The organism is Fluviicoccus keumensis (assembly GCF_004217445.1).
Taxonomy (GTDB): Bacteria; Pseudomonadota; Gammaproteobacteria; order Pseudomonadales; family Moraxellaceae; genus Fluviicoccus; species Fluviicoccus keumensis.
Window position 1 is genome coordinate 575,397 of the sequence record NZ_SHKX01000010.1, and the last position, 25,269, is coordinate 600,665.

The 25,269-nt window shown below is 61.8% G+C and carries 23 protein-coding genes; 9 read left to right on the forward strand and 14 right to left on the reverse strand.

Annotation, left to right across the window (positions count from 1 at the left end):
* Window positions 1-18: 18 nt before the first annotated feature.
* A complete protein-coding gene (carA, locus tag EV700_RS03645; protein ID WP_130410983.1) occupies window positions 19-1,149 on the reverse strand; it encodes a glutamine-hydrolyzing carbamoyl-phosphate synthase small subunit in 1,131 nt (376 codons plus the stop codon).
* Between the two features lie 308 nt (window positions 1,150-1,457).
* Here carA and EV700_RS03650 point away from each other — a divergent pair, with 308 nt between their 5' ends.
* Window positions 1,458-1,973, forward strand: a complete 516-nt coding sequence (locus tag EV700_RS03650; RefSeq protein WP_130410984.1) for a TIGR00645 family protein — start codon at window positions 1,458-1,460, stop codon at window positions 1,971-1,973.
* A 46-nt stretch (window positions 1,974-2,019) separates the two neighbouring features.
* Here EV700_RS03650 and EV700_RS03655 read toward each other — a convergent pair whose 3' ends face one another.
* From EV700_RS03655 to EV700_RS03670, 4 genes are all read right to left on the reverse strand, one after another.
* Window positions 2,020-2,463 (reverse strand): SCP2 sterol-binding domain-containing protein, encoded by a 444-nt coding sequence (locus EV700_RS03655; protein ID WP_130410985.1) that lies wholly within the window; start codon window positions 2,461-2,463, stop codon window positions 2,020-2,022.
* A gap of 89 nt (window positions 2,464-2,552) precedes the next feature.
* Window positions 2,553-4,739 carry a patatin-like phospholipase family protein gene (locus EV700_RS03660; protein ID WP_130410986.1) on the reverse strand — a complete coding sequence of 729 codons (2,187 nt, stop codon included), beginning with the start codon at window positions 4,737-4,739 and terminating at the stop codon, window positions 2,553-2,555.
* A gap of 130 nt (window positions 4,740-4,869) precedes the next feature.
* Window positions 4,870-5,127 carry a hypothetical protein gene (locus tag EV700_RS03665; protein ID WP_130410987.1) on the reverse strand — a complete coding sequence of 86 codons (258 nt, stop codon included), beginning with the start codon at window positions 5,125-5,127 and terminating at the stop codon, window positions 4,870-4,872.
* A gap of 39 nt (window positions 5,128-5,166) precedes the next feature.
* Entirely contained in the window at window positions 5,167-5,406 is a 240-nt protein-coding gene (locus EV700_RS03670; protein WP_130410988.1) for a hypothetical protein, read from the reverse strand.
* A 209-nt stretch (window positions 5,407-5,615) separates the two neighbouring features.
* On the opposite strand from EV700_RS03670, the gene EV700_RS03675 reads away from it, so the two are divergent.
* Both EV700_RS03675 and EV700_RS03680 read left to right on the forward strand, forming a co-directional pair.
* Complete coding sequence (locus EV700_RS03675) at window positions 5,616-6,575, forward strand: helix-turn-helix transcriptional regulator (RefSeq protein WP_423201207.1); 960 nt, start codon at window positions 5,616-5,618, stop codon at window positions 6,573-6,575.
* Window positions 6,576-6,667: 92 nt separating this feature from the next.
* Window positions 6,668-7,141 (forward strand): winged helix-turn-helix transcriptional regulator, encoded by a 474-nt coding sequence (locus tag EV700_RS03680; RefSeq protein ID WP_130410989.1) that lies wholly within the window; start codon window positions 6,668-6,670, stop codon window positions 7,139-7,141.
* Between the two features lie 58 nt (window positions 7,142-7,199).
* Here the strand turns inward: EV700_RS03680 and EV700_RS03685 are convergent, their stop codons facing one another.
* The 3 genes from EV700_RS03685 to EV700_RS03695 all read right to left on the reverse strand — a co-directional run bounded on the left by EV700_RS03685 (window position 7,200) and on the right by EV700_RS03695 (window position 9,213).
* Window positions 7,200-8,354, reverse strand: a complete 1,155-nt coding sequence (locus EV700_RS03685) for an NAD(P)/FAD-dependent oxidoreductase (protein WP_130410990.1) — start codon at window positions 8,352-8,354, stop codon at window positions 7,200-7,202.
* A 62-nt stretch (window positions 8,355-8,416) separates the two neighbouring features.
* The gene (locus tag EV700_RS03690) at window positions 8,417-8,581 is read right to left on the reverse strand and encodes a rubredoxin (RefSeq protein WP_130410991.1); all 165 of its coding nucleotides are present in this window, start codon (window positions 8,579-8,581) and stop codon (window positions 8,417-8,419) included.
* A 149-nt stretch (window positions 8,582-8,730) separates the two neighbouring features.
* Window positions 8,731-9,213 carry a rubrerythrin family protein gene (locus EV700_RS03695; RefSeq protein ID WP_130410992.1) on the reverse strand — a complete coding sequence of 161 codons (483 nt, stop codon included), beginning with the start codon at window positions 9,211-9,213 and terminating at the stop codon, window positions 8,731-8,733.
* Between the two features lie 181 nt (window positions 9,214-9,394).
* Here EV700_RS03695 and EV700_RS03700 point away from each other — a divergent pair, with 181 nt between their 5' ends.
* Genes EV700_RS03700 through phoR form a run of 4 tightly spaced genes read left to right on the forward strand, consistent with a single transcriptional unit; the run spans window position 9,395 to window position 12,871 of the window.
* Window positions 9,395-9,904 (forward strand): chorismate--pyruvate lyase family protein, encoded by a 510-nt coding sequence (locus tag EV700_RS03700; protein ID WP_165391317.1) that lies wholly within the window; start codon window positions 9,395-9,397, stop codon window positions 9,902-9,904.
* A gap of 37 nt (window positions 9,905-9,941) precedes the next feature.
* Entirely contained in the window at window positions 9,942-10,814 is an 873-nt protein-coding gene (ubiA, locus tag EV700_RS03705; protein ID WP_130410994.1) for a 4-hydroxybenzoate octaprenyltransferase, read from the forward strand.
* A gap of 60 nt (window positions 10,815-10,874) precedes the next feature.
* Window positions 10,875-11,588 carry a phosphate regulon transcriptional regulator PhoB gene (gene phoB / locus EV700_RS03710; RefSeq protein ID WP_130410995.1) on the forward strand — a complete coding sequence of 238 codons (714 nt, stop codon included), beginning with the start codon at window positions 10,875-10,877 and terminating at the stop codon, window positions 11,586-11,588.
* Window positions 11,585-12,871: a phosphate regulon sensor histidine kinase PhoR gene (gene phoR, locus EV700_RS03715; RefSeq protein ID WP_130410996.1), complete on the forward strand. Its 1,287-nt coding sequence runs from the start codon at window positions 11,585-11,587 to the stop codon at window positions 12,869-12,871. The genes phoB and phoR overlap by 4 nt, the downstream gene beginning before the upstream one ends.
* Window positions 12,872-12,947: 76 nt before the next feature.
* On the opposite strand, the gene phoU is transcribed toward phoR, so the two are convergent.
* The 5 genes from phoU to EV700_RS03740 all read right to left on the reverse strand — a co-directional run bounded on the left by phoU (window position 12,948) and on the right by EV700_RS03740 (window position 19,674).
* Window positions 12,948-13,667 carry a phosphate signaling complex protein PhoU gene (gene phoU, locus EV700_RS03720; protein WP_130410997.1) on the reverse strand — a complete coding sequence of 240 codons (720 nt, stop codon included), beginning with the start codon at window positions 13,665-13,667 and terminating at the stop codon, window positions 12,948-12,950.
* A gap of 18 nt (window positions 13,668-13,685) precedes the next feature.
* A complete protein-coding gene (pstB, locus tag EV700_RS03725) occupies window positions 13,686-14,477 on the reverse strand; it encodes a phosphate ABC transporter ATP-binding protein PstB (RefSeq protein WP_242610191.1) in 792 nt (263 codons plus the stop codon).
* A gap of 115 nt (window positions 14,478-14,592) precedes the next feature.
* Window positions 14,593-16,254, reverse strand: coding sequence for a phosphate ABC transporter permease PstA (pstA, locus tag EV700_RS03730; protein ID WP_130410998.1), 1,662 nt, complete (start codon window positions 16,252-16,254; stop codon window positions 14,593-14,595).
* Between the two features lie 4 nt (window positions 16,255-16,258).
* Entirely contained in the window at window positions 16,259-18,583 is a 2,325-nt protein-coding gene (locus EV700_RS03735; RefSeq protein ID WP_165391318.1) for an ABC transporter permease subunit, read from the reverse strand.
* 131 nt (window positions 18,584-18,714) lie between these two features.
* On the reverse strand, window positions 18,715-19,674 hold the full coding sequence (locus tag EV700_RS03740) for a PstS family phosphate ABC transporter substrate-binding protein (protein ID WP_130410999.1): 960 nt from the start codon (window positions 19,672-19,674) through the stop codon (window positions 18,715-18,717).
* A gap of 153 nt (window positions 19,675-19,827) precedes the next feature.
* Between EV700_RS03740 and EV700_RS03745 the strand changes: the two genes are divergently transcribed.
* Window positions 19,828-20,238 (forward strand): acyl-CoA thioesterase, encoded by a 411-nt coding sequence (locus tag EV700_RS03745; RefSeq protein ID WP_130411000.1) that lies wholly within the window; start codon window positions 19,828-19,830, stop codon window positions 20,236-20,238.
* A 303-nt stretch (window positions 20,239-20,541) separates the two neighbouring features.
* Window positions 20,542-23,391 (forward strand): putative bifunctional diguanylate cyclase/phosphodiesterase, encoded by a 2,850-nt coding sequence (locus EV700_RS03750; protein ID WP_165391319.1) that lies wholly within the window; start codon window positions 20,542-20,544, stop codon window positions 23,389-23,391.
* Between the two features lie 51 nt (window positions 23,392-23,442).
* Here EV700_RS03750 and glmS read toward each other — a convergent pair whose 3' ends face one another.
* A complete protein-coding gene (gene glmS, locus EV700_RS03755) occupies window positions 23,443-25,269 on the reverse strand; it encodes a glutamine--fructose-6-phosphate transaminase (isomerizing) (protein WP_130411002.1) in 1,827 nt (608 codons plus the stop codon).

Consider the following 25,269-nt stretch of genomic DNA (forward strand, 5'->3'; position numbering starts at 1 on the left):
GGGAGAGGGGTATAAACTTTACTTCCGCGCCTGCATCAGTTCGATGAAGTGATCGAACAGGCCGTCCGCATCGTGCGGGCCGGGGCTGGCTTCGGGGTGACCCTGGAAACTGAACGCCGGCTTGTCGGTGCGGTGGATGCCCTGCAGCGAACCGTCGAACAGCGACTTGTGCGTGGCGCGCAGGTTGGCGGGCAAGGTCGCCTCATCGGCGGCAAAACCGTGGTTCTGGCTGGTGATCATCACGCGGCCAGTTTCCAGGTCCTGCACCGGATGGTTGGCGCCGTGGTGGCCGAACTTCATCTTCAGCGTCTTGGCGCCGGAGGCCAGCGCCAGCAGCTGGTGGCCCAGGCAGATGCCAAAGACGGGGATGTCGGTTTCCAGGAAAGCGCGGATCGCCTCGATGGCGTAGGTGCAGGGCTCGGGGTCGCCGGGGCCGTTGGACAGGAAGATGCCGTCCGGGTTCAGCGCCAGCACGTCCTTGGCCGGGGTCTGGGCAGGCACCACGGTCACGTCGCAGCCGCGATCGACCAGCATGCGCAGGATGTTGCGCTTGACGCCGAAGTCATAGGCGACAACCTTGAATTTTGGAGCGGCGGCCGGGGTAACATGGCCCTTGCCCAGCTGCCAGCTGCCTTCGGTCCAACGGTAGCTTTCGCTCACGGACACCACCTTGGCCAGATCAGCGCCCTTCAGGCCGGGGAACTCACGGGCCTTGGCCAGCGCGGCTTCCTCGCTGAGGTCGTCACCGGCCATGATGCAGCCGTTCTGCGCGCCCTTTTCACGCAAGATGCGGGTCAGGCGGCGGGTGTCGATATCGGCGATGCCGACAATGCCGTGGCGGCGCAGGTAATCGCTGAGCGATTCCTCGTTGCGGAAGCTGCTGGGAATCATCGACAGATCGCGGATGATCAGACCGGCCGCCCAGAGCTTGGCGGCTTCCTCATCTTCGCTGTTGATGCCGGTGTTGCCGATATGGGGATACGTCAGGGTGACGATTTGCTGGCAATAGGAGGGGTCGGTGAGAATTTCCTGATAGCCGGTCAGGGCCGTGTTGAAAACCACTTCACCGCTGGTGCTGCTATCGGCACCAATGGAAATACCCCGGAAGATGCTGCCATCGGCAAGGGCGAGAATGGCGGGCTTACGCAAAAGAACCTCCGCACGGAACTGGGACAGACGCAGGCGTTTGCAGGGCCGTGTCGGGCGACGCCTGCAAAAAAGCGAGACAGACCTAGACTCAACGGTGATGGTGATCGCCGCTGTCCCTGAATCTTCTCGCTTGCAAATGCCGCGGATTTTACGCAAAGACGGGCGAAAAGTCCAACGGCGGCGCAAGAAAACGCGCGCGCGACCATGGAACGATCGTACCGCCCGGACAGGACTTGTATCCCCGGCGCGGGCTGTGCATAGTCAGCCCTCCATGTGTTTGTCCAACCCCTGTTCCCAGGAAGCTGTCCATGTCCGGAAAACTTGAAACTCTGCTGGAAAATGTGATGTTCCACAGCCGCTGGTTGCTGGCGCCCTTCTATCTGAGCCTGATCGGCTGCATCCTGATCCTGCTGGTCGGCCTTTTTCAGGAAATCGGGGAAATTTTTCACCACCTGATGGCGGGAGAAGGAAACCTGATCATCGGGGTGCTGAATGTGGTCGATGTCACCATGGTCGCCAACCTGATGGTCATCGTGATTTTCAGCGGCTACGAGAATTTTGTGTCGCGACTGGACGTGGCGCACGAATCCGAAGACAAGCCCAGCTGGATGGGCAAGGTGACCTACTCCGACCTGAAACTGAAACTGATCGGTTCCATTGTTGCCATTTCGGCCATTGAATTGCTGAAGGCCTTCGTCAACATCAAGTCCACCAGCCACGAGGAAATTGCCTGGCTGATGGGGCTGCATGGCATGTTCCTGATTTCGGGCGTACTGTTTGCGGTGATGGACCGCATCGCCAACGGGGGAAAAGAAAGCCACTGAAACCCGGTTCCCCGGCGGCACGCGCCCGCCGGGGGACCGGAAATCGTCAGGCCGCCTTGCGCGGTTCCTTGCCCCGCTTCTGCTGCACCTTCACCCACTTCACCACCTGCCGCACCGGCTTGGGCAGCTTCGGCTGCAGGAATTTGGCGGCGCTGTTGAACCACATCAGCAGGCTGAAATCGCCTTCCATCTTGATGTCGCCCGCCTGCATGCCCTTCATGAAGGCCATTGGCGAGGCCTTGGCCAGCGTCTTGACGGCGTATTCGGCATCCTTGAACGTCAGCAGGAAGTCCGGCTTGGCGTGCGCCTTGGCGCGGGAATAGACGCGGCGGTTCTTGATCGAGAAATAACGGACGGTCTGGCCGTCCATGGTCTGCATCTGGATCACGAATTTGCGGTTGTGCAGCAACGCCATGAAACCGGAATGATGGGTGGCGAGGAAGCGCATGCGCGCCGCCATAAAAAGCAACATCAATTGGAACTGGTTCATGCCGGGACCTTTCTACTTATCGTCGCGAGGATCAGGAATTCCCGAATGTAGCAGGTCGCGCGCCGAAGCCCAAGGGGCCGCGCGGGCCATTAATAACTGATGCCCAGCGTCAGGCTGGCGGTACGCCGGTTGCCGTCGCCCTGCGCCAGCGTCAGGTACAGCGGCCCCAGCCGGGTATCGGCCGCCAGCACGCCGCCGACGCTCCAGGCCGGATGACTGAACAGGGCGTTACGCCACTCCGTGTCCATCGAGGCCTGCCCCGCTTCCGCCAGCAGACCCAGATAGACGCCGCCGCCCAGCGCCGGCGGCATTTCCTTCACCTGCCGGTAACCCAGCACGCGCGTCAGGAAGAAGGTATTGCCCGCCAGTTCGGAAGGACGGTAGGCGGACAGGTTCATCGGACCGCCCAGCTGGAATTGCTCGGCATACGGCAAGGTGGTGCCCAGCGCGCTGCCGCCGCGACCGGTCAGGAACAGCGTATAGGGCCCCCGGGTATAGGCATGCCGCCAGTCGAGCAGCGCCTTGCGGTAGTCACGCTCGCTGCCCAGCGCATCGGTCGTGGCGAAGGCGTCCAGTTTCACCCAGTCGCCGCGACGCGGAAAACGGGGATTGTCGAGCTGGTCATAGATCAGCTTCAGACCGTATCCGGCCTGGGTGTAGCTTTCACCCACCTGCGGCACCGCGGTTTGCAGGGCGGAAGACCATTTCACGTGCTCGCCGCGCAGATAGGCGCGCACCTCGCCCCACTTGTCCAGTTCGGAACCGAAGTCGAGACCGCCGCCTATCCGCTTCACCCGGTTTCCGACTACCTTTTCATGGTTGATCACCACGTCGCGCGGATCATCGCGCAGTTCGGCCCAGGGCGCGACGAAGAAAGCGCCGTTCAACACCGTCGGCTGGAAGAATTCCGTGCGCAGCGCCCGGGTTTCACCGATTTCGGCCTGCGTCAGCCACTCCGCACCCAGACGGTTGAGCCAGGTGCGGCGCAGGCCTGCCTGCAAGCCGAACGACGAATCGCCGGAGAAATCGCTGTTCAGTTTCAGGCCGACCCGCAGGAAATCGCGGCCATCCTTTTCGATGGGAATAATGCGCAGCAACGAGCCGTCCGGTTCCGGCAGCAACTGGTAAGTCAGGCGCACAAAATCGCCGCGCGCATAGATGCGGTCGATATTGCGGTGCAATTCGGCCTGATCCAGCGGCTGCCCCTTGCGCACATCCAGCAGGGACTTCAGCACGTCGCGGCTGACCCAGCGCGTCGGCGTGATTTCCACCCGGCCAATCTGCCGGTGCTTCGGCCGCCGCGCCTCGACGCCGCTGCGCCACGCGGCATAATCCTCGGGCGACAGCGACAGCGCGCGCAGTCCCGGCAAGGCCGCGCGGGCCGCTTGTTCCCCGGCAGCTATCATGCGGCGCGATTCATTGAAATCGGTAGAAGTGAGGCCGGTCAGGTCCGGAGTGATCAGCACATCGCGCTGGCCCAGCGTAGCGATCTGCGCCTGCATGTCCTTCTGCACGGCGATATTGATGGTCTGCTCGCTGACTGCGAACAAGGACTCCAGCTTGTCGCGGGCGGCGTTGGGCGACGACACGTTCACCGCCACTACTGCATCACCGCACAGCTTGCGGCCTTCATCAATGCCCATGTTCTTGACGATGCCGCCGTCCACCACCATCTGCTCCTTGTAGGAGACTGGCGGAAAAACGCCGGGAACACTCATGCTGGCGCGCATCACCAGCGGCAGGTCGCCCTGGTCCATGATCACGGTCTGGCCGTTCTCGATGTTGGCGGCGATGGCGCGGTAAGGAATCGGCAGCTGGTCGAAGCGGTCGACTTCCAGCCCGCCGGTCAGCTCGCGGAAGAACTGGGTGATGTAATGCACGCCGACCAGGTTGCGCGGCGGCACCGGCCAGTAGTTGCGCAACGTCAGGGTAAAGTCGAAGTAATCCTGGCCGTCATCGCGCTTGCGGATATAGGGCATGTCGCGGCGGTGCGGCTTGTCGCCGAACAGGTAGTCCCAGTCCGCGCCTTCCACGCGGCGCTGCATTTCCTCCGCCTGCATGCCGGTGGCCGCCGCGCCGCCGACAATGGCGCCCATGCTGGTGCCGACCACGCAGTCCACCGGCACCCGCGCCTCCTCCAGCACCTTCAGCACGCCGATATGGGCGATGCCGCGCGCACCGCCGCCCGACAGCACCAGCGCCACCTTCGGACGCTCGGCCGCCATCACGGGCTGGCAACAGGCAAGGGCAAGCAACAGCAGGGAAAGCCGTTTCATGAAGGGATAAATCCGCAGGCAGGGAGTCAGTCGGCGATTATAGCGAAGCCCGGCCAAAAGCCCATGTCAGAACCGGGCGGAGCAGCGACGTGACAGGCCGGAAGTCCGGCCCGTTACCAAGGCAATCGAATCAGGCAGCGCGGAAACGGGGGGCGGGGGCGGCAGCCGCGCGGAACAACGGGGTGGCCACAGCCTGCTGGTCGGAAGCCTTGGCCAGCGCCTCTTCCGGCGTGCTGCAGAAATGGACGGTACGGCCGCAGGTGCCGCAGATGCGCACGGTGTCATCCGCCGTGGGGCGCAAGGCATTCCAGCTGCGCGGACAGGGATCGGCCTGGGTAAAACAAACCGCGTCCTCTTCCACCAGAATCACTTCACCGGCACCGGTCATCTTGCTTCTCCCTGAAACACTGGCTTGCGCATTTGCGCATTAACGAACCGTCAACGTTTCCGGTTCCGATACCAGCGAGAATATGAAACCCGTCACAATCAGGAAAGACAGCACACCCGCCAAAACCGTCAGTTCGTCGGGCAAAATCTGCACAACCAACTGCATCATCGCCCAGATTGCGGCCGTAAAGACCACGCCCCCGGCGGCAAAGACCAGCCAGACGCGGTAGCGCGACATCAGCATCAGGGAGCTTCCCAGAATCATCATCGTCAGCAACATGAGCTTTTCTCCTGCTTCGTATTTGAGCAATTTCATTATGCAAAACGATGACAGGCGGCGGCAGGGCTCAAAACCCGTTCAGCGACCGTCTGTGTCGCGCGGATTTTGAGCGTCATGAATTGTCGCGTCAGCCGGATAATCCCTTGAGTTCGGCCGGCGGGCAGGGTAATTTCCAGCCACTTTCACGCGTTTTATTGAAGACCGACATCATGATGAGCAAGGAAAAAGCCAGCAGCCTGCACCGCCAGTGGCTGATTCTGCAACGACTCCCCCAAGGCAAGTGGATCGGCACCACCGACCTGATGAAGGGGCTGGTGCAGGACGGCGTCGAGGTCACCCTGCGCACTGTCCAGCGCGACCTCAACCAGCTGGCCGAGCGTTTCCCGCTGGAACACAACAACGCCTCGCCGCAGGGCTGGCGCTGGCGTGCCGACGCGCAGATTTCCAGCCTGCCGCACATCACCACCAGCCAGGCCGTCACCTTCCTGATGGTGGAAGACCACCTGCGGCACCTGCTGCCGCCCAGCCTGCTGGATGAGCTGCGGCCGTGGTTCGACATGGCGCGGCGCACCATCAACCTCAGCGACGGCAACCAGGGCCGCCACTGGCTGGACTGCGTGCGCATCATGCCGCCGACGCAGCCGCTGATTCCCCCCGCCGTGCCGCGCGACGCGCAACAGGCGGTCTACGAGGCGCTGCTGGCCACCCGGCAGTTGCAGGCCAGTTACCAGCGCCGCTATGACAAGACCGCCGCCGAATACGTGCTGAACCCGCTGGCCATCGTCCAGCGCGGACCGGTCATCTATCTGGTCGCCACGCGCGCCGACAGCCTGGAAAAGATCCGCCTGTTTGCGCTGCACCGTTTCGTGCGCGCCGAGGTGCTGAAAACCGCCGCAATCAGCCCGCCCGGCTTCCATGTCGACGACTACCTCGACAGCGGCGCGATGGGTTTCGGCCAGGGCGAACCGGTACGGCTGCGCGCCCTGTTCGAAGCCAAGGCGGGCGAGCACCTCTACGAATGCCAGCTCAGCACCGACCAGGCCATCACCGAGCAGGAAGACGGCCGCCTGCTGGTGGAAGCCACGGTGCGCAACACCGCGCAACTGCTGTGGTGGCTGCGCGGTTTCGGCAAGGCGGTGGAAGTGCTGGAACCGGCATTGGACCTTTGACGCCATTATCCGTTCCGAAAGAGAACTGCGGCGGTGCGGGGGTCGCGGCGACGGCGTATAATGGTTCAAATCACGTACAACGGTAGATGCCCATGAAGTGGCAAGACATCGGGGATATCCCCTGCTCCATCGCGCGCAGCCTGGCGGTGCTGGGTGACCGCTGGACCTTGATGGTGCTGCGCAACTGCTTCCTCGGCATCAAGCGCTTTGACGATTTCCAGACCAATCTGGGCGTCACCCGCCACGTGCTGGCCGAGCGCCTGCTGCGGCTGGTGGACGCCGGCGTGCTGCAAAAGGTGCCCTACCAGCAAAAGCCGGAGCGCTTCGAATACCGCCTGACCGACAAGGGCCGCGACCTCTATCCGGTGCTGCTGGCGCTGGTGTCGTGGGGGGACAAATGGCTGGATGAAGGTCAGGGCGCGCCGCTGGAGTTTGTCCACCAGCCCTGCGGTCACAAATTCAGGCCGGTGACCGTCTGTTCCGAATGCGGCGAACCACTGTCGCCCCGGCAGGTGATGCCGGTGATCGGTCCTGGTTTCAGCGTCCCCGCCCTCCGCAAGGCCTGAAACAGCGCCATAAAAAACGCTCCCGGGGGAGCGTTTTTTTATGGCCGGGCGCGAGCCATCAGGCCAGCATCGCCGGCACTTCCTTGGCCAGCTGCGCCTTCAGCGCCGCATCCCCGGCAAAACTGCCGGTCAGGGCAAAGCCCAGCAATTGACCATCGCCATTCCGGAACGAGGCGCGGACATTGGGGCCGTCCTGCGCGTCCACCGTCCACGCACCGGCCACGCCCGGCGCCACCGGCGACACCACCACCGGACAAACCGGGGTCTTCACCTGCACCGGCATCGCCGGATAGACCACGGCGGTCGGCTGGCCGCTGAGCGTCTTGGCCAGCGCCCGCGCACCCGCCATCAGCGGCAGCACGTAGGGCAGCACCAGCCCCTCCACTTCCGCGCAGTCACCCAGCGCGTAAATGTCCGGATGGCTGGTTTGCAGCTCACGGTTGACGACAATGCCGCGATTCACCGCCAGTCCGGCGTCCTTCGCCAGCGCCACGCGCGGCCGCAGGCCGATCGCGGACAGCACCAGATCGCCCTGGATCTCACGACCGTCGGACAAGGTGGCGCGCACGCCCTCGCCATCCTGATGCACCGCCTGCACGCTGACGCCGAAATGGAAGGTCACGCCCAGCCCGGCCAGCGCCGCGCCCACCGCTTCCGACGCCACCGGCGGCAACAGCGCGGGCAGCACCCGCCCCACCGGCTCCACCAGCTGCACGGCATAACCGCCGTTGCTCAGGTCGTTGGCGTATTCGCTGCCGATCAGGCCGCCGCCGATGACAATCACGTGCTTCTTGCCGGTCGCCGCCGCCTGGAAACGGGCATAGTCTTCCAGGTCATTGACGGTCAGCACGCGGTCCAGGCCATCGCCGCCCATCGGCGGCTGGAAGGGATCGGCTCCCTGCGCCAGCACGAGCTTGTCATAGGCCACGGTTTCGCCATCGACCGTCACGGTCTTCGCCACCGGATCAATCGCGGTGACGCTGACCTGGGTGCGGATGTCCGCCTTCAGCTGCTCGGCCATTTGCGCGGCGGTCTGCATCGCCAGCTGGTCGGCGGTCTTGCCCTTGGTGTAGCCGGTGGACAGCATCGGCTTGGAATAGTTGCGGCCGTCGTCCCGGGTCAGGATGACCAGCGGCGCGTCGGGATTGAGTTTCCGCCATTCGCGGGCGAGGTTGTAACCGGCCAGACCGGTGCCGATGATGACGAGCGACATGGGAATTACCTGTGGAGGGGGAGAAACACCCTCTCCCGCGGGGAGAGGGTTGAAGCCGATGATTACAGCGCGACCATCTCGAAGTCTTCCTTGCCGACGCCGCAGTCCGGGCAAACCCAGTCGTCAGGCACGTCTTCCCACTTGGTGCCGGCGGGAATGCCTTCGTGGGGAATGCCCACCGCTTCGTCATACACAAAACCACACACGATACATTGCCACTTCTTCATGTTGCACCTCAGGAATAAAGGGGTTGGCGCCAGCTTCCGGCATGGGGCGGAATCTTGGCAAGTTTCATCCTGTCAGACAAGATTAATTTATCACACTGTCACATTGCGCGATGTTTTGATTGTCCGGCAATCCGTTGCCATCCTCCGCTTTAGCGGGCCTGCACCGCTTCCAGACGCTGGCGATAGTGGTTGGCATGCCGCTCTTCCACCTTGGCCAGCGCGGCGAAGCGCTTGGCGGCCTTCTCCAGCACCAGGCGGAACGCCTCGGCATGTTCCTTCGATTCGGCAATCTGTTCGTCGAATTCGCGGACGGCGTCGGGCTGCGATTCTGCCACAGCCGTGTCGCGGAATTTCGGGTACATCTCGGTGTATTCGTAGGTTTCCCCGGCGATCGCAATCTCCAGCATCTTCGCCGGGGTCAGGCCGGCGGCGGGATACAGCAGATCGAGGTGGCCGAAGGCGTGCTGGACTTCCTGGGCGGCGGTGGCCTCGAAAGCCCTGGCGGTTTCCTCGTCGCCCATGGCGCGGGCCAGCTTGGCGAAGTAGCTGTACTTCATGAAGGCCATCGACTCCCCGGCGAATGCGCCTTCCAGGTTCTGGGCGGTGACGGTCTTGGAATTGTGGGTGTTCATGGATGTCTCCTTGGGTCAGGCATCGGGCGGTGCGCCCTGTTGACGCCAGATTACGGCCCTGCCGAACTTCAATCCAATTAAACACTTCATGATCTTCAATAGTTTTTTGCTATGGATTGAAGTCTTGCATTCCCCCGGAGCTCTCGGCATCCTTCTGCGCACCAACCCACAGTCCGACCCCATGCCCAAACCTTCACCCTGGTTACCGCCGCAACGCTACTGGCAAGCCCGTCCGCCGCGCGCGCAACGTGACTGGCTGTTGTGCGAGGGCTCGCTGACCGCCGCGCTGGTGGCGCTCAGCCACGGCGCGTTCCGCGTGCGGGTAACGCATGAAGGCTGGCACCGTCCCCGCCCGGACGAGCGGCAGGCGCTGCGGCTGTCACCACGCCATTTCGCCCGCATCCGCGAGGTCGAATTGCTGGGCCACGATCAGGTCTGGGTCACCGCCCGCAGCATCATTCCGCAAACCACCCTGCACGGACGCGGACGCCGCCTGCGTTACCTCGGGTCGCGATCACTGGGCACGGTACTGTTCAGGGAGCGCGCCCGCCGCGAGCCCCTGGACATCCGGCAACAGGATGGCGGCTGGCAGCGACGCTCCTGCTTCCGCTTCCACGGCCGCCCGCTGCTGGTGCAGGAACGCTTCCTGCCTGCCCTGTTTGCAGCGGCGCAGGCCGCCAAGTTGCGCTAGAATCGGCGCACTTCCCCGATTACCCCTCCAGCCGCCCATGACATCATTTTCCCTGCGCCAGCGCTTGCCCCTGTACGCCGAAGTCATGCGCCTGCACCGCCCGATCGGCATCTGGCTTTTGATGTGGCCGACCTGGTGGGCGGTGTGGATCGCCGGCAACGGCCGCCCGGCGTGGCCTATCGTGCTGATCTTTACGCTCGGCGTGGTGCTGATGCGCTCGGCGGGCTGCGTCATCAACGACTGGGCCGACCGTGACTTTGACGGCCAGGTCAGCCGCACCAAAGGTCGCCCGATTGCCGACGGCCGCCTGCCCTCGCGGGAGGCGCTATACCTGTTCCTGTTCCTGATCGCCTGTTCCGCTGCGCTGCTCCCCTTCCTGAATCTGCAAACCTTTTTCTGGTCCTTCGGGGCGCTGGCGCTGGCCAGCCTTTATCCTTTCATGAAGCGCTTCACCTACCTGCCACAGGTAGTGCTGGGCGCGGCCTTCTCGTGGGCCATTCCGATGGCCTATGTCGCGCAGGGACAAATGCCCGACGCGGAGTGCTGGCTGCTCTATACCGCCAATCTGGTCTGGACCGTGGCCTATGACACCCAGTACGCCATGGCGGACCGTGACGACGACCTGATGGCGGGCATCAAGTCCACCGCCATCCTGTTCGGGCATCACGAACTGGGCGTCATTGCGGCCTTGCAGGCGGTTTTTCTGGCGATGATGACCGTGCTGGGACTGATGCTGCATCTGGGCCCGGTCTGGCCGGTGGCCCTGGGGGTTACCGGCGGACTGTTTGTGTGGCAGTACCGGCATTGCCGCGACCGCGTGCCGGTACATTGCACCGAGGCCTTCCTCAACAACCATAGTGTCGGCATGGCCTTGTTCGCCGGATTGGCGATAAGCTATGTCCTGCAATAATTCTGCAATATCATTGACATCTAATAGGGATATTGCAGAACTATGGCGCAGGAGCCGGTCGTGAAGAATGAACGCATCTTGATTGTTGACGATGAAGCCGCCATCCGGGAGATGATCGGCATCGCCCTGGACCTGGCCGGTTTCGACTGTCTGGAAGCCGAAGATGCCCTGCAGGCCCATCACAAGATCGTTGATGAACGCCCGTCGCTGGTGCTGCTGGACTGGATGCTGCCCGGCATGACCGGGATCGAACTGTGCCGTCGGCTCAAGCGCGACGAAAGCCTGAGCGAGATTCCGGTGATCATGCTGACCGCCCGGGGCGAAGAGGACAACATGGTCCAGGGCCTGGACGCCGGCGCGGACGATTACATCACCAAGCCTTTCTCCACCCGTGAGCTGGTATCCCGCATCCGCGCCGTGCTGCGCCGGTCCTCCGCCCTCAGCGCGGAAAAGGCGATCGAAGTGGAAGGCCTAAAGCTCGACCCCGTCAGCCACCGCATCACCGCCAACGGCGAACCGGTGGAAATGGGTCCCACGGAGTACCGTTTGCTGGCCTTCTTCATGAGCCATCAGGAACGCGCCTACACCCGCGCCCAGATGCTGGATCAGGTCTGGGGTGGCAATGTCTATGTGGAAGACCGTACAATTGATGTGCATATACGCCGCTTGCGCAAGGCGCTGGAACCTTTCGGCTTTGAACGTTTCATCCAGACCGTGCGCGGCACCGGATACCGATTCTCGGTAAAGGCCGACCCCGGAAAAGTTACTCCATGACCCTGCTTCTGCGCCGACAACTCTTCCGTTTGCTGCAACTGCTGACCGTCTTTGCCGTTCCCGCCTATTTCATGCACCAGACCGGCGTCGGCCTGTTCATCGGCCTGCTGGTGTTCGTGGTCATCCACCTGCAAGGCCTGCATCACCTGCACGTCTGGCTGAAGCAGCCACCGGGCGAGCCGCCGCCCGAAGACCTGACCGGTATTTGGGAAGATATCGCCGACACGGTCTATCGCCTGCGCCGCAACGAAGATACCGCCCGCGCCAACCTGCTGGGCATCATCGCCCGCGCCCGCACGTCCATCTCCGCACTGGATGAAGCGGTAGTGATGATCGACAGCCAGGGCAACCTGGAATGGTGGAATCCCGCCGCCGAACGCCTGCTGGGCTTCAAGGATATTGACGCGGGCAAGCCGGTGGTCAACCTGATCCGGGACCCGGCGTTCATCCGCCAATACCAGAACCCGACCCCGGATGGCCTGAAACTGCCGTCCTGGGTACACGCCAACCGCTTCCTGCAATTCGAGCTGACGCGTTTCGGCCACAATGACCGCCTGCTGATCGCCTACGACATCACCCGGCTGCAACAGCTGGAACAGATCCGCACCGATTTCGTCGCCAACGTGTCCCACGAACTGCGCACACCGCTGACGGTGCTCAGCGGCTACCTGGAAACGCTGTCGGATCATCAGGAAGACATTCCGCCGCGCTGGGGACGCGCCCTGAAGCAGATGCAACAGCAGGCTACGCGGATGACCAATCTGGTCAACGACCTGCTGTTACTGTCACGACTGGAAGGCGACAGTCACAAAGCCGAACCCAAAACGGTGGCCATGCCCCCCTTGCTGGAACAGCTGCGCACCGAAGCCCAGGCCTACGATCCCGACAAGGAGCACCGCATCGTGGTGCAGGCCGAAACCGAGGCCAATCTCGTCGGAACCGAAGCCGACCTGCGCAGCGCCTTCAGCAACCTGGTCACCAACGCCATCAAGTACACCCCGCCGCGCGGCGAGGTGGTGATCCGCTGGTACGAAGATGAACGCAACCTCTATTTCAGCGTCAAGGACAGCGGCATCGGCATCGAGGCTCGCCACATTCCCCGCCTCACCGAACGCTTTTACCGTGTTGACGCCGCCCGCAGCTCGGCTACCGGCGGCACCGGCCTGGGGCTGGCCATCGTCAAGCACGTGCTGCTGCAGCACGGCGCTACCCTGAACATCGACTCCGCGCCGGGCAAGGGTTCCACCTTCAGTTGTGTTTTTCCGAAAGCCGGCCCGCACTAGGCCTCCCCTTCCCCAGCATGTGCGCATAAAAAAACCTCCACACGGGAGGTTTTTTTATGCGCACGACGCAACCGGCTCAGGCCGATCCGCTCAGCTTTTTCTCGATCACTTCATAGCTGGTATGGCGCACATCCGCCCCCTTCACCATGTAGATCAGCTGTTCGGAAATATTGCGGGCGTGATCGCCGATCCGCTCCAGGCAGCGCAGCACCCACAACACGTTCAGCACCCGCGTGATGTAACGCGGATCTTCCATCATGTAGGTCATCAGCGCGCGCGTCGCGGTCTTGTATTCGACATCGATATTGCTGTCCTCGCGCATCACCTTGAAGGCCTGGTCGGCATCCATGCGCGCGAAGGCGTCTAGCGTTTCGTGGATCATCAACCGCACCTGGTTGCCGATGTGGCGGGTTTCGACATACCCGCGCGGCGACTCCCCTTCCTCGCACAAGGCCTTGGCGTAACGGGCGATCTTGGCCGCCTCATCACCAATGCGCTCCAGATCGGTGATCGACTTGCTGACGGCGATGATCATCCGCAAGTCCGAGGCTGCCGGCTGGCGACGGGCCAGAATCCGCACCAACTCTTCATCGATGCGGGTTTCCATCAGGTTGATTTTCTGGTCGTTGTCCATCACCGCCACCGCCAGCGCCGAATCGGCGTCCAGCAAGGCGTGGATAGCGTCGCCTACCTGCTTTTCCACCAGTCCGCCCATGGCGAGGAAGCGGGTGCGAACCTCTTCCAGCTCGGCATTGAACTGCTGCGAAATATGGTGGCCGTAGTCTTCTTTGTTCATGGCGGCATACTCCCGTGCTTAGCCGTAACGGCCGGTGATGTAATCTTCCGTCTGCTTGTTCGACGGGTTGGTGAACAGCGTATCGGTGTCGCCATGCTCGATCAGCTTGCCCAGGTACATGAAGGCGGTGTAGTCGGAGACACGGGCCGCCTGCTGCATGTTGTGGGTCACGATCAGGATGGTGAAGCGATCCTTCAGCTCGTGGATCAGCTCTTCGATCTTCAGGGTCGAAATCGGGTCCAGCGCCGAGGCCGGTTCGTCCAGCAACAGCACTTCCGGCTCGATGGCGATGGCGCGTGCAATGACCAGACGCTGCTGCTGGCCGCCGGACAGGCCCAGGGCGGAATCGTGCAGGCGGTCCTTCACTTCATCCCACAACGCCGCGCCCTTCAGCGACTTCTCCACCACTTCGTCCAGCACACGCTTCTTGTTGATGCCTTGCAAGCGCAAGCCGTAAGCGACGTTCTCGTAAATGGACTTGGGGAAAGGGTTCGGCTTCTGGAAGACCATGCCGACGCGGCGGCGCAAGCTGGTGATATCCATGCCGCGATCGAAGATGTCGTTGCCGTCCAGCAGGATCTTGCCGTCAATGCGGCAGCCGTCCACCAGATCGTTCATGCGGTTGAAGGTGCGCAGCAGCGTCGACTTGCCGCAGCCGGACGGGCCGATGAAGGCGGTCACGCGCTTGCGCGGCACCAGCATGTTGATATCGAACAACGCCTGCTTCTGGCCATAGAACAGGTTCAGTCCCTTGGCTTCCAGGCAGATGTCTTCATTGCTCAGGCTCAGGCTGCGGCTTTCCCGGCCCATGGCTTCCAGATCCATGGTGACAGCGCTGCCGGCGTTGGTGTTCGCATTCATGGCGGTATTTTCCACTACGTGATTCATGTGCTATGCCTCGAAAGTGTACAGCAGGGCGCGGAAATCAGCTTTCCAGCGCCTTGTATTTTTCGCGCAACCGGTTGCGCAGCGCGACGGCGGACAGGTTCAGCGCCGCCACCACCAGCACCAGCAGGAACGCCGTCGCGTAGACCAGGGGCCGCGCCGCTTCGACGTTGGGGCTCTGGAAGCCCACATCATAAATATGAAAGCCGAGGTGCATGAACTTCCGCTCCATGTGCAGGAACGGGGCGTTCCCGTCCAGCGGCAGGGTTGGAGCCAGCTTGACCACGCCGACCAGCATCAGCGGCGCCACTTCACCGGCGGCGCGGGCGATCGCCAGGATCACACCGGTCATGATGCTGGGGGTGGCCATCGGCAGCACCACACGCCACAGGGTTTCAGCCTTGGTAGCGCCCAACGCCAGCGAACCTTCCTTCAGGGCGCGGGGAATGCGGGACAAGCCCTCTTCCGTCGAGACAATCACCACCGGCAACGTCAACAGCGCCAGGGTAATCGAGGCCCAGAGCAGCCCCGGGGTTCCGAAGACCGGCGCAGGCGCGGCTTCCGGATAGAACAGGCGGTCAATACTGCCGCCCAGGAAGTACACAAAGAAGCCCAGACCGAAGACCCCGTAGACAATCGACGGCACGCCGGCCAGATTGTTCACGGCGATACGCACCGTCTGCGTCACGATGCCTTGGCTGGCGTATTCGCGCAGGTAAACGGCGGCAATCACGCCCAGCGGCGTTACCAGCACGGTCATCAGCAACACCATCAATACGGTGCCGAAAATGGCCGGAAACACGCCGCCTTCGGTATTGGCTTCACGCGGATCGTCCGTCAGGAAAGCCCAGACATTGCGGCAGTATGCGGCTGCCTTGGCCAGGACGCCCATTTCATTGGGGCGCAGGGCGCTGACAATCTTGCCCAGCGGCAACTCCTTCTCGCTGCCGTCGGCGACGGTAAAGACCGCGCTGTCACGGGACACATCCTGATTCAGGGTCTGCAACTTCTGGTTCAGCACTTCATATTGCTTGTTCAGCGCATCGCGGCGGGCCGTCAGATCGGCGCGCGCCTGATCGGTCAATTTCCCCTTAAGCTCCAGCCGCCGCTCATCCAGACGCAGGTTCTCCAGCGCGTAATTGATCCGGCCGATATCGCCCTTCTCAATCGCGATCACCTGCTCATGGATGCCGTTGCTGCGCTCCAGACGCTTCTGCAATTCCGCCCACGCCGCCGGGCCGCTGGCGACTTCGGCGCCGCTTTCCTTGACCGATTTCAGACGGCCATAAAGATTGCCCCACTCATACCGTTCCAGGCGCACCAGATCGGCCGGGTATTCCTGCTTGCTGAGACCGGTCGCCATGACCCAGCGAAAGTCTTGGCCGGTCAGGTCACGGTTACCCTGCTTGATGGAGTAACGGGTCACCGTCTCCTGCCCTTCCGGAATGGCGACACCCGCCTCACGCAAGCGCTGGGCGGTATCCACCTTCTCGTCATAAACCTCGCCGATCACCGTCTGCACCGCACCGTTGTCGGTGTACTGGGCCTGCAGGATGTTGGCGGGCCAGAAATGCCCCAGGCCACGCACCGCCACCAATCCCAGCAGGCCGACAACCATGATCAGACAAATGGTGACCGCCCCGGCATTCATCCACACCCAGGCTTCGCCGGACTTGAAATACTCACGCACTTTCATCGACATGGCCTCACAGGGAACCGTATTTCTTGCGGAGGCGCGTACGCACCACTTCCGCCACCGTATTCAGCACGAAGGTCAGCACGAACAGCACCAGCGCCGACAGGAACAGCACCCGGAAGTGGGTTGACCCGACTTCAGCCTCGGCCATTTCCACCGCGACGTTGGCGGACAGCGTGCGCATGCCCTCGAACATGTTCCAGTTCATCACCGCCGTGTTGCCGGTCGCCATCAGCACGATCATCGTTTCACCGATCGCGCGGCCAAAACCGATCATCACCGCCGAGAAGATACCCGGCGACGCCGTCGGCAGCACCACGCGCACCAGCGTCTGCCATTGCGTGGCGCCCAGCGCCAGCGAACCGTTGGTCAGATGGCGCGGGACCGCGAACAGGGCATCCTCGGCGATCGAGAAGATCGGCGCGATCACGGCAAAGCCCATCACCAGTCCGACAATCAGGGCGTTACGCTGGTCGAATTTCAGGCCGACATGCTCGGACATCCAGTGACGGACATCACCATTGAAGAGCGCCAGCTCCATCGACTGCGAGAAATGCATCGACAGGCCGCCCGCCAGCACCACCGGCAGAATCAGCAGCACCGGCGCCCAGCCGTCAGGAATCCGGCTACGCTTTTCCAGCGGGATCTGCACCCAGGCGAAACCGCAGAGCAGGATCACGATCGGTGTCACGATCAACAGGGTGACAATCCCCGGTAAACTTGCCTCCACCAGCGGCGCCAGCCACAACCCGGCCAGGAAGCCCAGAATCACTGTCGGCAGCGCCTGCATCAGCTCCACTGCCGGCTTGACCTTGGTGCGCAGACCGGGCGACATGAAGACGGCGGTATACATGGCGCCGCAGATAGCCAGCGGCGCAGCGAGCAGCATGGCGAAGAAGGCGGCCTTCAGCGTCCCGAAGGCCAGCGGCACCAGCGACAGCTTCGATTCGAAATCGGCATTGCCGGAAGAGGACTGCCAGGTATAGGTCGGTTCGGGGTAGGACTCGTACCAGACCTTGCCCCACATCGAGCTCATGGAAATATCAGGATGTTCGCTGTGCAGCCGCCAGAAGCTGGAAGAGTCGCCTGCCTGCACAAACACGCCGTCGGAGCGCTGCGACAGGCTCAATGACGTCACGGCGGACTTGGCCGCCTGCTGGATGCTCAGGGTCCGTTCCGAGGTTGTATAGAAATACCCGACGCGGCCCTTGGCGTCGCCGGCGACAAATCCCTTGCGCTTCAACTCCGGCGTAATCGCCGTCACCGGGGCATCCCCCAGACGGAAGCTGCGGATGCGCTGCAGGCTGAATTTGTCTTCCGCGCTCTTGGTATCGCGAACCAGGAACCACTGGCTGATTTCACCGGCGCTGTCGCCGATCAACAAGGAAATTTCGCCCTGAAGGGCGGACACGCTGGTGACATGGGCGTTATTCAGACCCAGCGCGGCCTCCTGATACAGGGAAACACCCTCATCACCGCGCTTGAACACGGCGACCTTGTCATCCGCGGTAAAGGCATACAGCCAGCGGGAACCCTGACCGATCAGCACCTGGCGGATACCGGCGGCCGGCAGCGGCAACGCTTCGCTCTTGCCCAGGGCATAGGTCTTGGGCTGGTCGGCGCCGGACTGGTCCGTGTCATCATGCAGACCGCCCAGGCTGAACCCCTCGCCTTCGGCGGCTCCGGCCGTCGCGGGCTTCTGCTCCGTAAACTCCTCCCAGAGCAGCTGGTTGCCGGCAACCGCCAGCACTTCCAGCCGGCCGTCGTCATCGCGCACCGAAAAATTGGTCAAGGCCTGCGGCGACGGCATCACCGTCAACGGCGCCTCGCCAAACGGGAACGCCACGTTGGGCGTCACCACACGGGTTTCACCCTGATGATCGACCGTATAATCCGGTTTCAGCACCACCAGCTGTCCGTTGGACAAGCCGACGCCCACGACGCCCTGCAGCACCGGGCCCGGCATCACCGCCGAGACCGTCACGCCTTCCGGCAGGTTCAATGATCGCGTTCCCGTCACCTGCCCGTCACTGACCCGGAAGAAGCGGATTTCTCCGTTCGGCTGCAGACGGATGCCGGTTTCATTATATTCATCCATATCGACCCAGCTGGCTGGCGTCATGGCGGAATACTGATGGGCCGGGGCCAGCTCCGTTTTACGGAACAAAGGCCAGCTTTCAAACAGCAGATAGAAGAAAATCAAGGCGATAGCCACGATGACGAAGACACCGCCAAAAGCGATCGTCACATTGGCGAAGCGATCCTTGATGCGGCGGCGGCGATCCAGCGACGCCAGATAGGCGGCATCAGGTTGGGCGCGTTCTGATTGACTCATGGTTCTCTCGGAGCTCCGGAGGGGGCGGCATTATCGTCGAGTTTGCAACGGAAACCTACGTCGCCTGTCCGACGTATCGACGCAAAAGGGGCCTTTCAGCCCCTTTCTCATTTCCTGACCTGTCGTCGTCCTTACAGGCCGAGCTTGGCGCGCGCCTTCTTGACGTCAGCGGCCGGCAGCGGGATGTAACCATCCTTCTCGACCAGTTCCTGACCCTGCTTTGACAGCACCAGCTTGATGAACTCCGCTTCCAGCGGCGACAGCGGCTTCTTCGGGTTCTTGTTGACGTAGACGTACAGGTAACGAGCCAGCGGGTACTTGCCGCTCAGGGCGTTCTGCGCGGTCGGCTGCACGAATTCGCCGTTATCATTCTTCAGCGGCACAGCCTTGACGCCGGAGGTCACGTAGCCAATGCCGGAGTAACCAATGCCATTGATCGAGTTGGAAACCGATTGCACCACCGACGCGGAACCCGGTTGCTCGTTCACGTTGGTCTTGAAGTCACCCTTGCACAGGGCGTGTTCCTTGAAGTAACCGTAGGTGCCCGAAACCGAGTTACGGCCGAACAACTGGAAATCACGACCAGCCCAGGCGCCGGTCAGGCCAGCGTCGCCCCACTTCTTCACTTCCTTCTCAAAGCCGCACTTGCGGGTGCTGGAGAAGATGGCGTCGACAACCGGCATGGACAGGCCCTTGATCGGGTTGTCCTTGTGCACGAAAACAGCCAGCGCATCCACGGCCACGGGGACAGCGGTCGGCTTGTAACCGTATTTCTTTTCGAAATCGGCGATTTCATTGTCCTTCATGGTACGGGACATCGGACCGAAGTTGGAGGTACCCTGGGTCAGCGCGGGAGGTGCGGTGGAGGAACCGGCCGCCTGGATCTGGATATTGACGTTCGGATACTGCTTCTTGAAATCTTCCGCCCAGAAAGTCATGACATTGGCCAGCGTGTCAGAACCGACGCTGGACAGGTTGCCGGAGATTCCGGAGGTCTTTTGGTACGCGGGGATACCGGCATCCACAGCAGCATTCGCCGCGGTCATACCGACGGTCAGGCCCATGGCCAGCACCAGTTGCAGCATCTTCATAGTCGTCTCCGAGGGATCACGCATGTCTTTTTGCATGTTGCGCATAGTAGGGACGCTCCATGACAGAATTATGACAGCCTGTCACAATCGCCGATTCTTGCAATTCCCGGCAATGCACTTATCATGGCTTGAACCCATGATGACATCACTCCCATGCCTCCCTACCGTCAGGATTCCGCCCCCCACCCCCGTAATGCCGCGGTCCTGCAACTGCAGGCGCAGCCGGGCGACACCAATGTGCAAGGAGACATGTTCGGCGGCTGGCTGGTCATGCAGATGGATATCGCCGGCAGCATCACCGCCCGCCGGCTGGCGCAGGGCCGCGTCGCCACGGTCGCTATCGACAGCATGGTCTTCCTGCGCCCTGTCCGCGTTGGCGACCTGATGAGCTTTCATACGGAAGTGCTGCAAACCGGGTCCAGCTCGGTCAGTATCCAGGTGGAGGTCTGGCTGCATCCGGTCGCTGGGCAGACCAGCAAACTGACGGAGGGCCGCTTTACCTTTGTCGCGATTGACGGCCAGGGACGCACCCGCCCGCTGCCGGTCGCACCCGCCTCCCAATAACCGGCGAAAGCCTGTTGCTGCAGGCATTTTCATTTCGCGGGTTGGTGTTATACTTTCAAAAGAGTCAATGGGATAACCGGTCGTCAGCCATGGCGCACGCCTCCGGTCACCCCCAGAAAAATCAGGCCGCGAACCCGTTTCGGGCTGACAAGAACAACGACTAATCCGCACTCAGCACCCGGCCTTCAGCCTCCCTGAACCGGTTGGGTGAACTGGAGCTTGCATAGTATGACCGATCAGGACCTTCCGCATTCCGGAGAGCCGCCCCGGGAGATGACGGCGTCCGGACCGATATGCGATCGCATGGATAACTTGCAGGTTCAGCAGGTCATCCAGCAAATGCCTTTTTTCGGACTGGTTTCCCTCGTTGCCATCATCGCCGTGGCCTTTCTCTATTCCAGTGAGCTGGATGAACGCCCCCTGGCCGTCTATGGCTGGTTGGGATGGGCGCTGACCGCCGTCACCGCCAGCCTGACAGGCATACGCCAGTTGGGTCATCACCCCGAACAGATTCCGGTGAAACTGCGCCCGTGGATCATTCCCCTGAGCGCCGCCCTGCTGGGCAGCATCTGGGGCTTCGCCGGCATCCTTTTCGTCAAGGCCATTCCGGATGTCCGTCAGGCCTTTTCCGAATTCTATCGCCCGACGCTCTTCGCCGTCCTGATCAGCTGGCAGGCGATTACCGCCTTGTCCACCTATATCACCCGCTTCAAGAGCTTCCTGCTTTTTGTCAGCTTCGCCTTCGCTCCCGGCCTGCTCTATCTGGCCATGACCCCCTCACTCATCAATAACAGCATGGCCGGCGTGGGCAGCCTGTTCTACTGTTTTCTGGTGCTGGCCGGGCGACGGCTGGGCGAAATCAGTTTCCGCTCACAATGGCTCCAGTTGCGTAACGAGGACCTGATCCGCTTCCTCGAAAGCTCGAAAAACACCGTCGAGGATGTCAATCGTCAACTGGGCGCGGAAATCCAGGAGCGCCGCAATGCGGAAGCGCAATTGCAGGAGATCAATCTCAACCTGGAACAAAAGGTGCGGGAGCGCACGCTGGCGTTGTCCGACATCAACCGCGCCCTGCGCAGCAGCCAGGAGCGCTTGACCCTGGCCATTGACGCCTCGGGTATCGGCTTGTGGGACTGGAATCTCGTCACCAACGAGATTTATCACTCCAATTTCGAGCAATTGCTGGGCTACTCCCGCCTGGAGCTGAAAGGCTTCATGGGGCAGATGCAAAAGATCATCCACCCGGACGATTACGCGCAAGTACGCCGGGCATTGCTCAACCACCTGCGCAAACGCCGTCCGCTGTACGAGGCCTCCTACCGCATCCGCCACCGCCTGGGCCACTGGATCTGGGTGGAGGACAGCGGGCGGGTGGTCGCCTGGAACGAAAAAGGCCTCCCGATCCGCCTGATCGGAACCCGCCGCGATATTACGCCGGAACGCGAAACCGAAGAAAAGCTGCGCCTTTCCGCCTCGGTATTCGAACACGCCGCCGAGGGCATTTATATCCTCGACAATGAAATGCGCTACCTGTCGGTCAACCCGCGCTTCACGCAGATCACCGGCTATACCGATGCGGAGCTGCACGGTCGTCATATTTTTGATGAAGGCCAATCCCAGCCCGGCAAGCAACTGCACTACCCCACCATCATGCAGGGCCTGAATCACGAAGGGGAATGGCAGGGCGAAATCACCGAAACACGCAAAAACGGACAATCTTTCCCGGAGTGGCTGCATATCGCTGCCGTGCATGACGGACACAATGACCTGACCCATTATGTCGGCATCATTTCCGATCTCAGCCAGCGCAAGGAGGCCGAGGAAAAGCTGCGCTATCTGTCCAACTACGACCGCCTGACCGGACTGGCCAACCGCAACCTCTTCCGCGACCGCCTGCACGCCGCCATCCTGCGCGCCCGCGACCACAACAAGGGGCTGGCGGTGCTGTACATCGACATGGATCGCTTCCGCACCATCAACGACAGCCTGGGCCACGAACTGGGCGACGAATTGCTGAAGAAGGTGGCGGAACGCCTGATCAATACCGCTGTCTCGGCGGATACGCTGGCGCGCCTTGGCAGTGACGAATTCACGGTCATCCTCGACCAGCAGGTCACCCGCCACAATCTTGAGAGCTATTGCGAGCGCATTATCGATGAGCTTCGCCGTCCCTTCCGGATTGGCGAGCATGAGTTGCTGCTGGGCGTCTCCATCGGCGTCAGCCTGTTCCCGGAGCACGGCCGCGAGCTGCAAGTCCTGATGAACCACGCCGACCTCGCCTTGCACCAGGCCAAGCGCATGGGCGGTAATTCCATGCGCTTCTTCAGCGAAGATGTGCATGTTGTGTCCGTGGAACAGGTCAACCTCGAAAGCGCGCTGCGCAAGGCCATCTTCCGCGACGAATTTGTCGTGTACTACCAACCGAAGGTATGCCTCGCGACCGGCCTGATTGTGGGAATGGAGGCGCTGGTGCGCTGGATGCATCCCTCCATGGGCCTGCTGGGGCCGGGTCAGTTCATCCCGCTTGCCGAAGAGGCCGGCCTGATCTCCGCCATTGGCGAGATCGTGCTGGACAAGGCCTGCCGCCAGACCCGCATCTGGCAGGATATGGGCCTTGGCCGGATATCCACCTCGGTCAATGTCGTCGCCCAGCAATTGCATCGCGGCAACCTGCTGGAAATCCTCGACCGGGTGCTGGTCAACACCGGCCTTGACCCTACCCTGCTGGAACTGGAAATCACCGAATCTTCACTGATGGAAGACCGGGAACACGTCAAGCAGATGCTGGAGGATGTCCGCCAGCGCGGCATCAAGATCGCCCTGGACGATTTCGGCACCGGTTATTCATCCTTGTCCTACCTGAAACGCTTCCCGATCGACATCCTCAAGATCGACCAATCCTTCATTTATGAAATCGGCCATAACGAGAACGATGAAGCCATTGTCCGCGCCATTTTCGCGATGGCGCAAAGCCTGGGGCTGAAGGTTGTGGCCGAAGGGGTGGAGACCGAGGAGCACATGGAGTTCCTGCGCGCTGAATCGTGCGATCTGGTCCAGGGCTTCTACATCAGCCGTCCGGTGCCCGCCGAGGATATCAACCTGCTGCTGGAGCGCCAACGCCAAGCCCAGCCGCTATCCGCTTCGGCGGGCTGAAAGCCGCCCATAAAAAAGCCCGCGATCGCGGGCTTTTTTATGGGCGGCGGATTACTCCACCGTCACCGATTTCGCCAGATTACGAGGCTTGTCCACATCCGTACCGCGCGACAGCGCCGTATGGTAGGCCAGCAACTGCACCGGCACCGCATGCACGATCGGGGACAGGATGCCGACATGACGCGGTGTGCGAATCACATGAACGCCTTCCGAATCATGGAAATGGGAATCCAGATCGGCAAAGACAAAGATTTCACCGCCGCGAGCCCTGACTTCCTGCATGTTCGACTTCACCTTCTCCAGCAGGGCATCGTTCGGGGCGATCACCACTACCGGCATGTTCTCATCCACCAGCGCCAGCGGGCCATGCTTCAACTCGCCGGCCGGATAGGCCTCGGCATGGATATAGGTGATTTCCTTGAGCTTCAAGGCCCCTTCCATAGCGATCGGGTAGTGGACGCCGCGACCCAGGAACAGGGCATGATCCTTTGCGGCGAAACGATCAGACCAGGCCTTGATCTGCGGCTCCAGATTCAACGCATGCTGCACACTGCCAGGCAGGTGACGCAAAGCATCGAGATAGCCGGCCTCAGCCTCGGGCGTCAGGCGTCCGTTCAGCTTGGCCAGCGTCACCGTCAGGGCAAACAGCGCTACCAGCTGCGTCGTGAAGGCCTTGGTCGAGGCCACTCCGATTTCCGCGCCCGCCTTGGTGTAGAAGACGGCGGCCGAGAAACGCGGCAGCGCGGATTCACGCACATTGCAAATGGACAGGGTTCGGTTTTGACCCAGGGATTTGGCGTATTTCAGTGCCTCCATGGTGTCAAGGGTTTCACCGGACTGGGAAATGGTCACGATCAGGTTGTCCGGCGATGCCACGGCCTCGCGGTAACGGTATTCGCTGGCGATTTCGACCGCACAAGGCAATCCGGTCAGGCTTTCAACCCAGTAACGCGCCACGGAGCCGGCGTAGAAACTGGTGCCGCAGGCGATGATCTGTACACTTTTGACACCTTGAAGAATGGAGGCGTCTCCGTCAAACAAGCTGGCGCCAAACCCTTGGGCCAGAATCTGTTCGATGGTATCGGACAGGGCGCGCGGCTGCTCGTGGATTTCCTTCTGCATGAAATGACTGTAAGGACCGAGCTCCAGCGAGGCCAGGGATACATCGGAGAGGTGCAGCTTGCGCTCCACGGCGGCGCCGGTGCCGTCAAATACCTGGACGGACTCGCGGGTAATCCGGGCGACATCCCCTTCTTCGAGGTACATGACACGACGGGTGGAGGACAGCACCGCCGAGACATCCGAGGCGACAAAATTCTCACCCTCGCCGACCCCGATCAACAGCGGGCAACCCATTCGGGCCACGACCAGCAGATCCGGATTGTCGCGGGCAATAACGGCAATGGCATAGGCGCCTTCCAGCTCTTTCACCGCCCGCTGCACGGCGGCAAACAGGTCCTGATCCTGGACATAGTGACGGTGCACCAGATGCGCGATGACTTCGGTATCGGTTTGCGAGGTGAAGGCATAACCCTGTCCTTTCAGCTCATCGCGCTTGTGATCATGATTTTCAATGATGCCGTTATGGACGACGGCGATCAGCTCACCCGACACATGCGGGTGAGCATTCGGTTCGGTTACGCCGCCATGAGTCGCCCAACGGGTGTGGCCGATACCCAACTGACCATTGGTGTTTTCAGCCAAAGCCGCCTCTTCCATGGCCGCAACACGGCCTACCCGGCGGACTCGATGAATCGCGCCACTGTCCAAGACCGCTATACCGGACGAGTCATAGCCGCGATATTCCAGTCGCTTCAAGCCCTCCACCAGAATACCCGTCACATTGCGTTCAGCAATCGCGCCAACAATCCCGCACAT

What these genes read in the sequence shown, in the direction of transcription:
- EV700_RS03670 (WP_130410988.1), bottom strand. Translation starts at nt 5,406, where the DNA reads ATGTTGCTGACGATGATGATTCTGGGAAGCTCCCTGATGCTGATGTCG.
- EV700_RS03665 (WP_130410987.1), bottom strand. Translation starts at nt 5,127, where the DNA reads ATGACCGGTGCCGGTGAAGTGATTCTGGTGGAAGAGGACGCGGTTTGT.
- EV700_RS03740 (WP_130410999.1), bottom strand. Translation starts at nt 19,674, where the DNA reads ATGAAGATGCTGCAACTGGTGCTGGCCATGGGCCTGACCGTCGGTATG.
- EV700_RS03685 (WP_130410990.1), bottom strand. Translation starts at nt 8,354, where the DNA reads ATGTCGCTCGTCATCATCGGCACCGGTCTGGCCGGTTACAACCTCGCC.
- EV700_RS03690 (WP_130410991.1), bottom strand. Translation starts at nt 8,581, where the DNA reads ATGAAGAAGTGGCAATGTATCGTGTGTGGTTTTGTGTATGACGAAGCG.
- EV700_RS03655 (WP_130410985.1), bottom strand. Translation starts at nt 2,463, where the DNA reads ATGAACCAGTTCCAATTGATGTTGCTTTTTATGGCGGCGCGCATGCGC.
- EV700_RS03750 (WP_165391319.1), top strand. Translation starts at nt 20,542, where the DNA reads ATGGATAACTTGCAGGTTCAGCAGGTCATCCAGCAAATGCCTTTTTTC.
- EV700_RS03745 (WP_130411000.1), top strand. Translation starts at nt 19,828, where the DNA reads ATGCCTCCCTACCGTCAGGATTCCGCCCCCCACCCCCGTAATGCCGCG.
- pstB (WP_242610191.1), bottom strand. Translation starts at nt 14,477, where the DNA reads ATGGGCCGGGAAAGCCGCAGCCTGAGCCTGAGCAATGAAGACATCTGC.
- ubiA (WP_130410994.1), top strand. Translation starts at nt 9,942, where the DNA reads ATGACATCATTTTCCCTGCGCCAGCGCTTGCCCCTGTACGCCGAAGTC.
- EV700_RS03735 (WP_165391318.1), bottom strand. Translation starts at nt 18,583, where the DNA reads ATGAGTCAATCAGAACGCGCCCAACCTGATGCCGCCTATCTGGCGTCG.
- EV700_RS03675 (WP_423201207.1), top strand. Translation starts at nt 5,616, where the DNA reads ATGATGAGCAAGGAAAAAGCCAGCAGCCTGCACCGCCAGTGGCTGATT.
- phoR (WP_130410996.1), top strand. Translation starts at nt 11,585, where the DNA reads ATGACCCTGCTTCTGCGCCGACAACTCTTCCGTTTGCTGCAACTGCTG.
- pstA (WP_130410998.1), bottom strand. Translation starts at nt 16,254, where the DNA reads ATGTCGATGAAAGTGCGTGAGTATTTCAAGTCCGGCGAAGCCTGGGTG.
- EV700_RS03680 (WP_130410989.1), top strand. Translation starts at nt 6,668, where the DNA reads ATGAAGTGGCAAGACATCGGGGATATCCCCTGCTCCATCGCGCGCAGC.
- EV700_RS03695 (WP_130410992.1), bottom strand. Translation starts at nt 9,213, where the DNA reads ATGAACACCCACAATTCCAAGACCGTCACCGCCCAGAACCTGGAAGGC.
- phoU (WP_130410997.1), bottom strand. Translation starts at nt 13,667, where the DNA reads ATGAACAAAGAAGACTACGGCCACCATATTTCGCAGCAGTTCAATGCC.
- EV700_RS03650 (WP_130410984.1), top strand. Translation starts at nt 1,458, where the DNA reads ATGTCCGGAAAACTTGAAACTCTGCTGGAAAATGTGATGTTCCACAGC.
- EV700_RS03700 (WP_165391317.1), top strand. Translation starts at nt 9,395, where the DNA reads ATGCCCAAACCTTCACCCTGGTTACCGCCGCAACGCTACTGGCAAGCC.
- glmS (WP_130411002.1), bottom strand. Translation starts at nt 25,269, where the DNA reads ATGTGCGGGATTGTTGGCGCGATTGCTGAACGCAATGTGACGGGTATT.
- EV700_RS03660 (WP_130410986.1), bottom strand. Translation starts at nt 4,739, where the DNA reads ATGAAACGGCTTTCCCTGCTGTTGCTTGCCCTTGCCTGTTGCCAGCCC.